Here is a 15,424-nt window from a genome sequence, read left to right as displayed (position 1 = left end):
AAGATGGCCTGGAGCATGGCCCTTCAGAAGAGGATGTCCGTTACATCCGATTTTTGGGGGCCATTTGTGGTTGGAGATAGCAGAACCAGAAAGATATATAATTTCCAGTAAATACCGCTTTGCAATTTAACAGTTGACAATAATCCTACTCTTATAGTATGATAATATGCGGTTAGTTAAAACTAATACAAGATAAATAAAACTAACTAAATACATATACTCAATGAGGAGAAGATCATGAAATTAACTAAGTTTTTAAATGCAACCGCTATTGTGGCAGTCACCGCTTTAATGTTATCAGCCTGCTCAAGCCCATCAACCCCCAATACTACAGTTGCAGAAAGCTCTCAATCTTCAGCCCCCGCAGAAAGCACAGAAGCCACGGAACCGGAGACAGAGAAGGCCTCAACCGTTGAAATCAATGATGTTCACGGTACGGTTACAGTTCCTGTCAATCCTAAGAACGTGATTTCTCTGGATAATAGAACCTTCGAGACATTGTCCGATTGGGGAATCGCATTGGCAGCAGTTCCAAAGGGAGTAATGCCGGCAGATTCACCGTATGTGCTTGATGAGTCAGTTCTGGATATCGGAAATCACCGTGAGCCAAATCTTGAAATAATAGCAGCCGCAGACCCTGAACTGGTCATTGTCGGTCAAAGATTTGCTTCTTTTTATGAAGACATAAAAGCTTTGGTGCCAAATGCAGCCGTGATTGATTTAAACTTTGACGTTTCCGAAAAAACGGATACACCCGGAGAAAACTTAGTTAATGGACTTAAGGATTCGACAATCGCCTTAGGAAAGATTTTTGATAAAAATGAAGAAGCTGAAAAACTGGCAGCCGATTTTGATCAGTCCATTGAAGCTGTAAAATCCGCATACAACGGAACGGACACAGTTATGAGCGTTGTGGTTTCCGGCGGAAATATCGGTTTTGCAGCTCCCCGTTCCGGACGTGTCTGGGGCCCTATGTATGAAGTGTTTGGCTGGGTTCCGGCATTGGATATTGCTGATGCCACTTCCGATCATCAGGGTGATGAGATTTCCGTTGAAGCCATTGCACAGAGTAACCCGGACTGGCTTTTTGTCTTAGACCGTGATGCTGCAGTATCCTCCACAGCCGATGCGGTTCCAGCTCAGGATGTTATCGATCATTCACCTGCTCTTCAAAACGTAACCGCTGTTACGGAAGGAAACATCGTCTATGCGCCGGCTGACACTTACACAAACGAATCTATACAAACTTATCTGGAGCTGTTTAAAGACCTTGCAAAAGCTCTGGCTGAGTAATGGCAGGAGTATAGGCCGTGTTTAAGAAAATAAGGAAAAAAATGATTGGGGCTGAGAATTCTCAGCCTCAACGCTATAATCACAATAAAATATGGACCATACCTTTCGTGTCAGCGATTATGGCTGTTGCTGCTTTAGGTGTGATATCCCTGTTTGTCGGAGTTTACGATATATGGGGCCAGGCAGACGGGATGGCCATGTTTTTCATAACCCGCATTCCAAGAACGGCGGCACTCATGCTTTCCGGAGCAGCCATGTCAATGACAGGCCTGGTAATGCAGTTGATTACCCAAAACCGTTTGGTTGAACCCACTACAACAGGCACGGTTGAATGGTCGGGTCTGGGACTTCTTCTTGTGTATATATTAGTCCCTGCGCCGACTTTAGTATTGAGAATGACCGGGGCAATCGTGTTTTCCTTTACAGGAACCATGATTTTCTTTTTATTTTTACGGAAAATCAAACTGCGCTCGTCTTTGATCGTTCCCATCGTCGGGATGATGCTTGGTGCAGTTGTTTCGGCATTTTCCACGTTTATAGGACTGACCTTTCAAATGACCCAGAACATTCAAAACTGGTTTATCGGTTCCTTTGCAGCAGTCCAAATCGGCAGATACGAATATTTATGGCTGATTATCATCGTTACGGGTCTTATTTTCATCTATGCCGACAGGCTGACCCTGGCCGGTTTAGGGGAAGATGTGGCAACAAGCCTTGGTGTCAATTACAATAAAATGATTATTTTAGGGACTGGTCTCGTTTCTGTTGCGGTTGGAATTGTTACGGCTGTCATTGGAAACCTGCCCTTTTTAGGTTTAATCGTCCCCAATATTGTTTCCATGTATCGGGGCGACGATTTAAGAAGCAATCTGCCCTGGGTCTGCATATTGGGGATGGGCACAATCACCCTTTGCGATATCATTTCCAGAGCTATCATAATGCCTTTTGAGGTGCCGGTTTCCCTGATCCTTGGAACCGTGGGCTCAGTCGTGTTTATTGTTATCTTATTAAAACAAAGGAGGCGCAAATGAACGAAACAGGCAAAATCAATACCAGCCTCCCCTCTGTCTGTCATGAGAACCGGTCAGCAAAGGCCTTCCGCTCAAAGAGAGAAGAGAACAGATATTGGATTTTACTCATAACGCTGATTATTCTGGGCATTTTTGCTTCCTATGGCCTTTTGGTCTATAAAAATCCTGTTCCAATCGAATCTCCTTCCTTTATCCCGGTTGTCAGAAGAAGGCTGTTTGCCCTTACGGCGATGATTATTTCGGCGGTCTGCCAGAGTTTATCGACAGTCGCTTTTCAATCCATTACCAATAACCGGATCATAACCCCCTCACTTTTGGGCTTTGAAGCGCTTTACTCGGCGATTCATACCGGTACAATGTTTTTCTTCGGTGCCAGCGCATTTATCAGTTTCAGCGGCATGGAATCCTTTGTATTTCAGGTTGTTGTTATGGTGTTGATGTGTCTGATCCTTTATGGATGGCTGCTTTCCGGAAAATACGGCAATTTACAGCTCATGCTTTTAATCGGCATTATTATGGGAAGCGGGCTGAGATCGTTATCATCTTTTATGAAAAGGCTTTTGGAGCCGTCAGAGTTTGATATTTTACAGGCCAGATTGTTCGGTTCTGTCAATAATGCGGATTCGGAGTATTTTCCCATCGCAATTCCGGTTGTAGCCGTTACGGCATTGCTTCTTCTTGTGTACTCCAAGAAGCTGAATGTGGTGTCACTTGGAAAGGACTGCTCCACTTCTCTGGGCATCAAACATCAGACCAGTGTGATTTACAGCCTTGTACTCGTTTCTGTTTTGATGTCTATTTCCACGGCCCTGGTGGGACCGCTCACTTTTTATGGTTTTTTAGTTGCAACTTTGAGCTATCAGGCAGCGCCGACCTATGATCATAGATATGTTTTCCCAATGGCCCTTGCGATTGGATTCTTAATCATAACAGGTGCATACTTTTTAATGTATCATGTATTCAATGCTCAAGGCGTGGTTTCCGTCATCATTGAAATGTTTGGCGGAATAACATTTTTAATTGTATTTTTAAAGAAAGGTGCTTTATGATAATTATTGATAATGCCAGAAAATCATACGGTGAGGTGGAGATAGGGCCTTTGAATATAAAAATACCGAAAGCCGGCCTCACCTCCTTAATCGGTCCCAACGGTGCCGGAAAGTCCACCACACTTTTGATGATTGGAAGGCTTTTGCATATGGAAGAAGGCCATATCAGGGTGGCGGATATGGATGTATCAGAATCAAAATCAGAGGACCTTGCAAAGGTTTTGACCATTTTACGGCAGGAAAATCATTTTATGACAAAGCTCACTGTCAGGCAGTTGGCCGGATTCGGGCGTTTTCCTTATTCCAAAGGGAGACTGACGAAAGAAGATGAGGCTGTTATATCAAAATATATTGATTTCTTAGAATTAACGGATTTGGAAAACCGGTATCTGGATGAGCTTTCCGGGGGCCAGAGGCAAAGGGCGTATGTGGCAATGGTTTTGTGCCAGGAGACGGAATATGTGCTTTTGGACGAGCCTTTAAACAATCTCGATGTTGCCCGTTCCGTTCAAATGATGGAGCATTTAAAACATGCGGCTGATAAATTCGGAAGGACAATCCTGGTTGTTTTGCATGATATAAATTTTGCAGCTAAATATTCTGACCGGATTTGTGCCATGAAAGACGGAAAAATCGCCGCTTTCGGTACGGTGGATGAGATTATGGATTCCGACGTTTTAACGGACATTTTTGAAACGAAAATAGAGATTATGGATGGACCTCATGGGCCAATCGCGATTTATTAGAAAAGTGTCCTCCAATATCGTATAAACAACTCCTAAGACAATATGTGAACGCAATGTGCTCACACATAAAAGCTCCAAATAATCCGCAGTTTGTGGTATAATAAATCCTGAATGACAGGAATCCGGAATGATAAAAAATAAAATTGAGGAGAGGGTGCAGATATGATAAGACATATTGTCGCATGGAATCACAAAGAAGAATTTACAGAAGCTCAAAAGAGGGAAAACGCTGAAAAAATAAAAAAAGAGTTAGAAGCGCTGCCTCAGTGCATGGAGGGAATTATTGAATTAAGAGTTCATATAAATACAATGCCTTCCGGTAACAGGGATGTTGTTCTTAACAGCCTTTTTCATAGTGAAGAAGCCTTGGAGTCTTACCAGATTCATCCGGAGCATAAAAAAGCGGCTTCCTTTATTGGAGCAGTGATGCAGGACCGCATTTGCATTGACTATTACGAATAGGCAGCATTACAGGATTGGATAAGAGTGGCTGCGCTGCGGCTTTAGAAAATTTTACCATGAAAAAGCAGGAGGCTGTATGGAGAAAGTTTACAATTATACGATAACGAATCAGGAAATATTTGAAAATGTTTTTAAAGATGAAAAGCTTCTTATGAATCATGTGGTTATTCCGGCAGGCAAAGTATTTCCAAAACATCCAACGGATGCAACGGTATATGCGTTGATTACCCAGGGGGAGTTAAGCGTCACAGTGGAAGATCAGGAGACCAAGACTTTCAAAGCAGGCCAGCTCGTCAATATTCCCAAAGGAGTTAACTCGGAATTGGGCAATAAATCTGATGCAGCAGTGGAATTATTCGTTGTCAAATATGAATACGATGTCTGAAAACAGGGGCTGGAAGGGCCGTTTCCAGAGGAACCTAATTAAATTTTTGGTTAACTAAAAATTTTTTAGAAAAACCTATAGTCAAAATGAAGAAAGCCTGTTATAATGCAAATAGAGTAACCATTTGGGGAGGTTACATCGCAAAAAATATGAAAAAGGGGAATACTATTATGAGCGGTTATAACGCAGTATTAGCAAGAAACACAGAAAATGCTCCAACAGGTATCGGTCCATACTCACAAACAGTAGCTTTCTCTCACTACAACAATCTTTCAGCTCAGTTACCAATCGATCCGAAAACAGGTAACGTGGTAGCCGGCGGTGTAAAAGAGCAGGCTGAACAGTGCTTTAAGAACATCAAAGCAATTGTAGAGAGCATCGGCCATGTTATGAGCGATGTTGTCAGAATCTCTGTATTCGTAAAGAATATCAAAGATGTTGACGCTGTAGACGAAGTTTATAAAACATTCTTCCCAACTTATGTTCCTACACGTACAACCGTTGCAGTTGCAGCTCTGCCAATGGATGCTCTGGTACAGGTTGAAGCGCTGATTTCAAACGGTGAAGGCACTATTCCAAACGCACCGCAGTCAGGCGATCTGATCAAGCTTACAAATAACACAGCAAACGCACCAACAAGCGTTCTGTCCACACAGACAGTGTCTTTCTCTCATTACAATAACCTTACAGCTCAGTTACCGATCGATCCAAAGACCGGAAGACTGGTAAGCGGCGGTGTAAAAGAGCAGGCTGCACAGTGCTTGAAGAATATTAAGGCAATTTTAGAGAGCATTGATGTTCCTTTTGATGATATTGTTAAGACTACCATCTTCGTCAAAGACCTTTCCGATATGGAAGCTGTAAACGAAGTTTATAAAACCTTTTTCCCGGATTCCGCTATTGCAAGAGCCGTAGCTTACGTTCCTGCACGGACAACCGTTGAAGCTGCAGCTTTACCAATGGATGCCCTGGTACAGATCGAAGCAGTGGTATCACACGGCGACGGTACACCTCCTCAGCTTGTAGAAGACAGACATGGAATCATCATCGAAGCAAACAATACAGAAAATGCACCAAAGTGTTCTCTTTCCACACAGACAGTAGCATTCTCCCATTACAACCACATTTCAGCTCAGTTACCTGTTGATGCAAAAACCGGTAAAGTGGTAGCTGGCGGTGTAAAAGAGCAGGCTGAGCAGTGCTTAAAGAATATCAAGGCAATTTTAGAGAGCGTTGACCACGCTATGGAAGATGTGGTTAAAGTAAACATTTACCTTAAGAACATTGCAGATATTGATGCTGTAAACGAAGTTTATAAGACATTCTTCCCAGAAGGAACACCTGCAAGAAGAATCGTTGGAGTATCCGCTTTATCTGAAGGTGCTTTGATTCAAATCGATGCAGTTGCAGGAAACGAAGAAGGAACACCTCCAATTAAATAACAGGCATTATCAAAGTTACCTATTAATGTTGGTGGCGAATAACAAATCATATATTCTAATTATAAGAGGGGCTGTCTCAAATAAAAAATTGAGACAGCTTCTGTTTTTTTATAGTGTAGATGAAAGAAGATTAATATTTTAATTAATTATAGTAGAAACTTTGCTGTTTTTTGTTTGAAGGTGCAAGAAGTGGGATGATCGGTGAAACTATAGAAGTGGACTTTATAGAAAATAACACTTAAGATTTGGGGTTAGATACTGTTAGAGGTATATGTTGCGTAGTCATGTACTTGTATTTTATCAAAAGGATATTGTTGATATTATGCTTTTATATAAATTATATGATTGTTAAGATAATAAATATAATAGTGTTGTTATGATCTCTGGATAAGTAGCTGCAATAAAGTGAATTTATAACAATATAAAAGTTAAATATAATAATAGTATTAACAAACTCCTATTTATGAGCACAATATATAGAAGTTGTAAAATAAATGTTGTATAAAATATTTTTTACAAAACGAAGATATCTGATTTTTGCGATATATGAGTTATTGTTAAGCGATATTGCAAGTTGTACAAAATAAAATATTGACAAAGGAATACGTATACGATAAAATAAATAAAAATACACAAAAGGGGAAGAGGTATGAATGAAAATAGACAAATAGAGCTTTTAGAAGAAATTTTGGAAGAAATACAATTATTAAGTGTTTCTATTAAAAGTGATGCCTTACAAAAGTTTAATAAGGAATTTATTACTTCGGATTTAAAGCAAGAAATGTATAATAGCTTTGATGGAATGCGTACCCTCCAGCAAATAAGCGAAGATATTAAATGTAAGATAAACACTCTTCAAATTTTTGCACAACAGTTAATTGAAAGAAATTTAGTTGACTTTACTGTTCAAGGAAAATCTAGAATATTAAAAAAGTCAACATCGAAAATAGCTTTATATTATACAAATAAATCATTAGAAGATGGGGGAGGAATTAGTGGATATTGAACAATTAGGTTCGTTATTTGAAGAATTTCTTAGAATATATAAGTTGGTTAATAGAAAAATAATTATTGATTTACTTACAACAGAGCTTAATACTTCACAATTATTAAAACTATATGAATTAACTGATGGAGAAAAACCTACTCGTGAAATAGCATCACTTTTAGGTAATATTTCACACGTTACGGTGGCCAATATATGGAAACGATGGGCTATTATTGGTATTGTTATTCCGGCAGAACGCAAAGGTCGGTATAAAGCAGCTTTTAATCTTAGTGAGTATGGTATTATTTCAGTTGAAAATGAATAATAGGAGAAACTATAAATGGATAATAATGAAAAAGTACTAAATGAACTTATTGCAATAAAAAAGTTATTAACAATTTTATGTCAAGATAAAATAACAGCTTTTAACGAGTCTATTAAATCTAAATATCTTACAACAGATCAAAGACAAAAAATGTACGATTTATTTGATGGTACTAAAAGCCTTAAAGAAATAGCTGAAGAAGTTAATGTATCTTCGGAAGCAGTTAGACTATTTGCGGTCACTCTGGAAAAGGATGGACTTATAGAATATATTAATGTGAATGCAAAGCTTAAGTATCCCAAGAGGCTTTTTTAAGGAGTAGTAAATTATGAGTGAAACTGATGAATTGTTTGCAAGCGTGAACTATATTAAGCATAAAGTTGATACACTAGAAAAAATTGAATTACTTAGTTTGAGGTCAAATAAAGTTCTTCTAGATGAATATGTAGCAGAATTTCAAGCAGATATAGTGCTACTACAAGTATACAAAAGTATTGATGGTAAAAGGGCCCAAAAAGATATTGCTCAGATACTCTCTACAAATGAAGTAGCAGTTTCTCGTAAAATTAAAAAGTTATTGGAGTTAGGATTAATAGAAATTAAAAAGGTCGTTGGAAATAACAAGATCTATATGCATTCTATTGCGGAAAAGGCTTTTAAATTAACTAAGGTATTATAACATGAGAGGGGATATTTCAAAGTCAATTATTAGAATTATTCATGATTATTGTTTTGCAAATTCTGCAAGTGTACTAGTGGATAAGTTTGCTTTATCTGTTACTCCTAAAATTATAGTTTATTTGAATAATAAAAATTTTAATACTAAAACTTTATGTGATGCTGCTAAATCAAGAAAAGATTTTTTTGTAGCAAATGATCTTAATGTAACAGAATTTTGTAAAGGATTATTTCTATTTATGAAACAGGAATTAGTATATTGTAAGTCGGAAAGGTTTTTTGATAGCGTAATAAGGTTTAAACATAAAGTTGAAGATGGAATTTTTAAAAGTTTAATTGAAAGCGATGATTCTGAAGATAAGCTTCGTCGTTTGCTGGCGATGTTCATTTCTGAAGAAACATTTTTAGAACCAGAAATGTCTGGTGGCAAATGCGACATATGTATTCCAAGGGAGAAAACTATTATTGAAACTAAGCTTTGGAAAGGTGAAATATATTATCAGGCGGGATTTCCAGAGTTGGATTCATATCTGAGTGGTAGAATGTATAATGAAGGATATTATGTCATCTTTGATTATACAAAGAATGGATGTGATTATTTTAATAAAAATAACGGGGTTTTTGATATAACATTTAATAATAAGACTATTCATGTTATTTTTATAAGGATGAATCCTGTTGCGCCATCTAAAAAAAGTAAGCTGTAAGCTTAATATTATGATTATACTGTTGTCTGAGAACAATAAAGAATCAATAATTTTTATGTTATATAAAGTGATGTGTGAATATGGTTTTTAGTAGTATAGGCACTCAAATTTCATGTGGTTATCGTGTAAACGCTTTAGATATATGTTTTCCAAAAGCTGATAAAGATATCCGAAAAAATAAAGAATAGATTCCATTGTCAAGGGGATATGGGAGAGGTATGACATTTTGGACTATTTAAAGTATGATGAGATAATAATATCATTAGAGAAAAGATAAAATAAACAATAGGATTACATATAAAGAGTAGGAGAAGGAATTTAAATATGAGTATAGCTGTTTTATATGAAGTTCCAAATGCACAGGAATATAATAATTTACGAATCATTTCTGGCCTCAGTCCCAAGGATGAAACAGCATCGGAAACAGGATTGAAAAATTCTATTTTTATGGTTACGCTAAGAGATTCGGATAAACTGATCGGCATGGGCAGAGTGATAGGGGATAAAGGATGCTTTTATCAAATCGTGGACATTGCGGTTGCGCCTCAATATCAGGGAAAGGGATTGGGGAAACAGATCATGTCGGAAATAAACATGTACTTGGAGAACCATGTTCCTAAAGATTCTTATGTGAGTTTAATTGCTGATGTTCCGGCAGATAAATTATATGAAAGGTTCGGATTTGAGTATTCGGCACCAAGGTCTGTTGGTATGGCGAAAAGATATTAAAGTGTACTGGCAGGCGTGTGAGTAATTTAATATGCTGTAATCAGAGAGGGTATTTAAAACAGAATAAAATCATGAAAAGAGGCGATACCATTGATACAGAAAACGGTACGCCTTTTTAATTATTCTTGTAGTAACTCATAAATTATAGTATAATAAAAATAGAACGTACATTCGAAAACGAAAACCCGTCAGGAGATTCTTATGAACACAAACGAACTGATTATATATAAAAAAACACTCCCGCCCCGCACAGGCGACTACGTTGAACACCCCCATAACCTGTCTCCGGAGCTCTCTCAATTCTTAAACGAAAACGGAATGAAATCCTTATACTCCCATCAGGCCGAGATGTTCACAAAGGCAGTGGAGGGAAAGAGCATTGTCATCACCACTTCCACAGCCAGCGGAAAGACCCTCAGCTTTCTGCTGCCCGTCATTCAGGAAATCCTGGAAAATCCACTGGCAAGAGCTATCTTCATATACCCCACAAAGGCCCTGGCAAGCGACCAGTACAGAGCTATCAAGCCATATCTTGACTACTTTGGAGCGGACAGAATTTCAGCAGGAGTATATGACGGGGACACTCCGGTCAATGAGAGAAGCCGGATAAGAAAGAGCGCCAACATAATCCTGACCAATCCGGAGATGATAAACAGCGCCTTTTTGCCCAATCACAGCAACTTTGGCTTTGATTTTATTTTCTCAAATTTAAAATACGTAGTCATTGACGAACTCCATACCTACAGAGGCGCATTTGGCTCCCATCTGGCAAATGTGTTCCGCCGTCTGCAAAGAGTCTGCAAATATTATCACTCCTGCCCAAGGTATTTATGCAGTTCTGCAACCATAGCCAATCCTGTGGAATTGGCATCAGAAATCTGCGGCCAGTCCTTTGTATTAATCGACCGGGATGGCTCCCCGTCACCGGAAAAAAAGTATGCAGTCATCCAGCCTCCGAGCATTAAAGGAGCACAGGATAAGGATTACGGAAGAATCCCCATAACAACCGTAGCCGCCCATCTGGTGCCGGAACTGGTTGTGAATGACAAAAGCTTCATCACCTTTGTAAAATCCAGAAAAAATGTGGAAATCGTATTAAAAGAGTCGAGGGATAAACTGGAGTCAGAAGGGATTTTCAACGCCTCCATGACCGATAAGATATCGGGCTACCGGGGCGGTTACACTCCCAATGAGCGAAAGGAAATTGAGCACAAGATGGTTTCCGGAGTCTTAAAAGGATTGATTTCCACAAATGCGCTGGAGCTGGGAATTGATATCGGAAAGATCAACACCACTGTGCTGGTGGGATACCCCGGCACAAGGGCTTCTTTCTGGCAGCAGACCGGCAGGGCAGGAAGAAGCGGGAGAGAATGCACCAACTATTTAATCCTGGATAACCAGCCCTTTGACCAGTATATTACCATTGATCCGGATTGGCTGTTTGAGCATGACAGTGAAAATGCGGTAATCGATAAGAACAATCTGCTGATCCAGTTAGCCCATATCCGGGCAGCGGCAGCGGAACTTCCCCTGACTTTAGACGATATCTCCCTGTTCCCGGACCTTGGAGAAATCATCCCGGTTTTGATGAAGGTCCGGGAACTGACCGGCATGAACGGCAAATTCATCTGGTCCGGCAAGACATTTCCCGCAGGGGATTACAGCTTGAGAAACATCGATAAATCCCGGTATAAGCTGATCAATAAAGAAAACGGAAAAGAAATTACCGAGATGGATGAGATGCAGGCATTCCGCGAGATTCACAACGGAGCCGTGTATATGCATGATGGCGTTCTGTATCAGGTCATAAAGCTGGACTTGGAAAGTAAAACCGCCCAGGCGGTTCCCTTTAACGGCAATTATTACACCATGCCGGGAGGAAATACTTTTATCAGGATGATCCAGCGCTTTAAAGATACGGAATATAGGCGAACCCATATCGCCTTTGGTGATGTCAATGTAGACGAAAGTGTGTACATGTATAAAAAGCTGCAATTCCATAACCATCAGAACCTGGGATATGAGCAGTTGTCAGAGCCGTTATCAAAGGACTACGACACGGAAAGCACATGGATCAAAGTCCCCTCCGACGTGGTGGAGGTGTTCAGAAAGCTTTTGCAGAGAAATGAAACCGGCCAGGTGGTGAGAAATAACCATTTTGAGGGATTGTGCCACGCCATTAAAAGTGCGGCCATGATGGTGACCATGACAGCCCAGGACGACATTGATGTAAATGTATCCAGCAACGCTATAACCCCGGACGGGGTCATGGAATTTGATGTTGTCATTTACATATATGACAAGTACGTGGGCGGATTAGGCTATTCTGAAAAGATATATGATTTAACGCCTAAAATTCTGGAAAATGCGATCAGGATGGTGAGCGGCTGTCACTGCAAGGATGGCTGTCCCGCATGTGTAGGTGATTATAAGCTGGACAAGGGCATGGTCAAATGGGGGCTGGAAAGCTTTCTTGAAAAGCAAACTCCTCCTGCGGGCATGAAGGCCGTTGAACCCGATCTGGAGACCACGGTTAAAAAGCCCTTCCGCTTTGAGCAGTTGCAGGAAAAATGGCCGGAATTCTGCCGGTATGTATCCGGTCAGGGTGATGCGTTTGCCGGATTTTTAGAAAGCGTCCCCAAAGCAGAAGTGTCAGGCCATATGCTGACGCTTACGGTTACCAGCCCCTTTTACCGTGACTGGGTCATGGAAAAAACGAACAAAAAGAGTCTGGTCAATATTATCCGGTATCATGCAGAATGCCCGCCTGGGATTGATATTGCCATCTGCGTTGACGGGAATACGCAAGAGCATTCAAATGTCAGGAGCAAGCTTCAGAGGAGATATGAAAACCTTACGGAGTAGGTGCAGGAGAACAGAATGAAGTATGAAAATGAATTCAGCAGGCTGAATGAATATCAAAGAGAAGCCGTACTTGATGAAAGTGAGGCCTGTGTTGTGAATGCAAATGTAGGAAGCGGAAAAACTACGGTGCTGATCGCTAAGATCATCTATCTGCACTATGAAAAACGTGTTCCTTATAAAAACATGGTTGTATTGACCTTTACAAATAAAGCGGCTAATGAAATAAAGGAGCGCCTGTTCCAGTTAGACAGTGAAATCCCCCAGGAGGAACTGCTGGGCTTTGGGACATTTCACAGTGTTGCGCTCAATCTTTTGAAGAACGGTCTGCCTTTGGAAAAAATGGGGTATACCAGGGACTTTGCCGTGATTGAGCCGGATGAGGAACTGGATATCGCCATGCAGGTGATTCAGGAGCATCATCTGACGATAAAATATAAAAACAGGTTAAAAAAGAGGCTGGAACAGGAAATGATGTCAGCCCAGGAAGGCAGGCAGACGTCAAAATACAATGATGATATTTTAACGCTGGTCAGCCTTTTAACGGAAGAAAAAAAGAAACAAAATAAGATGACATTTTTCGATCTGCTTCACGTGAGCAATGCGCTGCTGGCGGATTACTCCGCTGAACCGGAGTGGATTATTATCGATGAGGTGCAGGACAGTGATAAGATTCAACTGGAGTTTATCGATAAGCTGAAAGGCCGGGAGACAAAGCTGTTTGCTGTCGGAGACCCCAATCAGGTGATCTATAGCTGGCGGGGAAGCAGTATCAATGTTTTCTATTCTTTAAAAAGAAAATATTCTGCAAAAGAATTTACCCTGCCCATCAATTACCGTTCTTCTGCATCGATTTTAGGGGCTGCAAGGTGTTTTCTGGAAAACGGAAGCCAGCTTTCCGGCATACGGGACCAGGGCAGTAAGATTGTGATCAAGAATCACTATAATCCCTTTAACGAAGCGGAGTATCTGGCGGAAAGGCTTCAGGATTTACATAACAAAGGCGCAGAGTACAGGGAAATGGCTGTTTTTTACAGGCTGCAGAATCAATCCCATACCTTTGAAGCTGTATTCACAAAGAAAGGCATCCCCTACGAGGTTTCCCTTAAAAAGACCATCAGAGATATTCCCGTATTAAACTGGCTCATAAAGGTTCTGAGGTTTTCTGTCAATCAGGAGGACTTATCTTCGGCGTTATACGTGCTGAAAGACCGTTTTTACGGCGAAGGCTTATCGGACTCCATGGCAAATAAAGCGGTGAAACAAGGCATGGTATCAGAATCCAGGCTTCTGGAGCTGATGCTGCAATTTAAAGAGAGCTGTGCCGGTATTGGGACAGGTGAGGATTTGTATGAGTATTTTAACCTTGATCGTTATATAAGGCCAACTTCTGCCTCTTACGGGGAGGATAAAGAGGCTGTTGATGCGCTGTTAGATATTATTGTCGATTATATCGCAGAGAAGCAAATGGATTTTGTGGCCGGACTTGCAGACTTTATTAATTCCTCTGCATTATATGGGGTGAACATATTGCAGAAGGATATTAACAATCAGGCGGATTCCGTAAAGCTGATGACTCTTCATGCGTCAAAAGGGCTGGAATTTAAGTATGTGTTTATTGTGGGCATCAACTATGGCCTGATTCCTCTCCAGACCAGAGGCTTTGAAGAGGAAGAGGAGAGGCGGTTATTTTTTGTGGGAATAACACGTGCCAAAGATTATCTGGAATTGTCCTATTATACCAATCCGGAGAGCTATAAGGCGATGCCGGGGGCAAGCCGGTATATTGACATGATTCCCAGGCAGTTTGTAAGGGAAGGCATGGAGGGAGCGGAAGAGATCAGCTTACAGGATTTGCGCAAGCAGGTGGAAGCGGCAAAACGGGAAAGCCAAGAGGAGGCTGCTGTAACGGTGCTTAAAGTCAAACATGAAAAGTACGGCCTGGGAACCGTGGTTTCAGAAGATGACGATATGATCCTGGTGGATTTTGAAAGTTACGGGCAAAAGGAATTTATAAAAGCATTCAGTGAACTGTCCTATGTATAACCCCTTTGGGATTTCGGAAATATCTCCTTTATATTGATATGTTTTTCTTACTAAGTTAATTATTTCTGTGTTATTGTAAAAGACGTATTTTGTACTATAATAATATAGTGAAGCAGATTCCAAGCCTATTTACAGGGACGGTAACGTGTCTGTTTTGAAAAATTACATCTATAAAAAGGAGATTAACGATGAAAGCATTAGTTCTCTATTATTCTTACACCGGAAATACGGAAAAAATTGCCCGTCAGATCAGCGAAACCCTAAACTGCGATATGGCCGAAATACAGCCTGTAAAGGCTTATCCCGGAAGCTATAATGCGACAGTGAATCAGTCAGAGAAGGAAATTAAAAACGGCTATGAGCCGGAAATCAAGCCGTTAAAATATGACCCGCAAGATTATGACACCGTTATTCTCGGCTTTCCGGTGTGGTGGTATACCTTTGCTCCGCCAATAAAAACCGCCCTTTCTTCTGTCAATTGGGAAGAAAAGACGGTATATGCTTTTGCCACCAATGCGGGCTGGCTTGGACACAGCTTTCCGGATGTGGAAAAAGCCTGTCAGGGGGCTGATGTAAAAGACGGAATTGACATCCGTTTCAGCGGAAAGCGCCTTGTTACTGCTCAGGCTGAGATTGACAAGTGGGTGGCCCGGATCGGAAGATGAGACTGGAAATGCTCTG

The 15,424-nt window shown here is 40.6% G+C and carries 16 protein-coding genes; all 16 read left to right on the top strand.

Annotation, left to right across the window (positions count from 1 at the left end):
• Window positions 1-237: 237 nt before the first annotated feature.
• The 16 genes from QM657_RS03165 (at window position 238) to QM657_RS03090 (ending at window position 15,408) form a co-directional block, all read left to right on the top strand.
• Window positions 238-1,293 (top strand): siderophore ABC transporter substrate-binding protein, encoded by a 1,056-nt coding sequence (locus tag QM657_RS03165; RefSeq protein WP_415065085.1) that lies wholly within the window; start codon window positions 238-240, stop codon window positions 1,291-1,293.
• 41 nt (window positions 1,294-1,334) lie between these two features.
• Window positions 1,335-2,324, top strand: coding sequence for an ABC transporter permease (locus QM657_RS03160; RefSeq protein ID WP_415065084.1), 990 nt, complete (start codon window positions 1,335-1,337; stop codon window positions 2,322-2,324).
• On the top strand, window positions 2,321-3,373 hold the full coding sequence (locus QM657_RS03155; RefSeq protein WP_415065083.1) for an iron chelate uptake ABC transporter family permease subunit: 1,053 nt from the start codon (window positions 2,321-2,323) through the stop codon (window positions 3,371-3,373). The genes QM657_RS03160 and QM657_RS03155 overlap by 4 nt, the downstream gene beginning before the upstream one ends.
• Window positions 3,370-4,119 (top strand): ABC transporter ATP-binding protein, encoded by a 750-nt coding sequence (locus QM657_RS03150; protein WP_415065082.1) that lies wholly within the window; start codon window positions 3,370-3,372, stop codon window positions 4,117-4,119. Before QM657_RS03155 ends, QM657_RS03150 begins: the two co-directional genes overlap by 4 nt.
• Before the next feature lie 162 nt (window positions 4,120-4,281).
• Window positions 4,282-4,581: a Dabb family protein gene (locus tag QM657_RS03145; protein ID WP_415065081.1), complete on the top strand. Its 300-nt coding sequence runs from the start codon at window positions 4,282-4,284 to the stop codon at window positions 4,579-4,581.
• A 76-nt stretch (window positions 4,582-4,657) separates the two neighbouring features.
• Window positions 4,658-4,966 carry a cupin domain-containing protein gene (locus tag QM657_RS03140; RefSeq protein WP_415065080.1) on the top strand — a complete coding sequence of 103 codons (309 nt, stop codon included), beginning with the start codon at window positions 4,658-4,660 and terminating at the stop codon, window positions 4,964-4,966.
• A gap of 170 nt (window positions 4,967-5,136) precedes the next feature.
• The gene (locus QM657_RS03135) at window positions 5,137-6,408 is read left to right on the top strand and encodes a RidA family protein (RefSeq protein WP_415065079.1); all 1,272 of its coding nucleotides are present in this window, start codon (window positions 5,137-5,139) and stop codon (window positions 6,406-6,408) included.
• Between the two features lie 649 nt (window positions 6,409-7,057).
• Window positions 7,058-7,414, top strand: a complete 357-nt coding sequence (locus QM657_RS03130) for a hypothetical protein (protein WP_415065078.1) — start codon at window positions 7,058-7,060, stop codon at window positions 7,412-7,414.
• Window positions 7,404-7,721, top strand: a complete 318-nt coding sequence (locus tag QM657_RS03125) for a hypothetical protein (protein ID WP_415065076.1) — start codon at window positions 7,404-7,406, stop codon at window positions 7,719-7,721. Before QM657_RS03130 ends, QM657_RS03125 begins: the two co-directional genes overlap by 11 nt.
• A 15-nt stretch (window positions 7,722-7,736) precedes the next feature.
• Window positions 7,737-8,036 carry a phage terminase small subunit-related protein gene (locus QM657_RS03120; RefSeq protein ID WP_415065074.1) on the top strand — a complete coding sequence of 100 codons (300 nt, stop codon included), beginning with the start codon at window positions 7,737-7,739 and terminating at the stop codon, window positions 8,034-8,036.
• A gap of 13 nt (window positions 8,037-8,049) precedes the next feature.
• Entirely contained in the window at window positions 8,050-8,400 is a 351-nt protein-coding gene (locus QM657_RS03115; protein ID WP_415065072.1) for a hypothetical protein, read from the top strand.
• Between the two features lies 1 nt (window position 8,401).
• A complete protein-coding gene (locus QM657_RS03110) occupies window positions 8,402-9,106 on the top strand; it encodes a hypothetical protein (RefSeq protein ID WP_415065071.1) in 705 nt (234 codons plus the stop codon).
• Window positions 9,107-9,430: 324 nt separating this feature from the next.
• Window positions 9,431-9,835 (top strand): GNAT family N-acetyltransferase, encoded by a 405-nt coding sequence (locus QM657_RS03105; protein ID WP_415065070.1) that lies wholly within the window; start codon window positions 9,431-9,433, stop codon window positions 9,833-9,835.
• A 201-nt stretch (window positions 9,836-10,036) separates the two neighbouring features.
• Window positions 10,037-12,700, top strand: coding sequence for a DEAD/DEAH box helicase (locus QM657_RS03100; protein WP_415065069.1), 2,664 nt, complete (start codon window positions 10,037-10,039; stop codon window positions 12,698-12,700).
• Between the two features lie 15 nt (window positions 12,701-12,715).
• Window positions 12,716-14,743: an ATP-dependent helicase gene (locus QM657_RS03095; RefSeq protein ID WP_415065068.1), complete on the top strand. Its 2,028-nt coding sequence runs from the start codon at window positions 12,716-12,718 to the stop codon at window positions 14,741-14,743.
• Between the two features lie 188 nt (window positions 14,744-14,931).
• On the top strand, window positions 14,932-15,408 hold the full coding sequence (locus tag QM657_RS03090; protein WP_415065067.1) for a flavodoxin: 477 nt from the start codon (window positions 14,932-14,934) through the stop codon (window positions 15,406-15,408).
• Window positions 15,409-15,424: the final 16 nt, after the last annotated feature.

Origin of the sequence: Lacrimispora sp. (assembly GCF_047605665.1) — a bacterium.
GTDB lineage: Bacteria > Bacillota > Clostridia > Lachnospirales > Lachnospiraceae > Lacrimispora.
Note: the sequence above shows the minus strand (reverse complement) of the source record. Positions and strands in the feature narration are given on the sequence as shown.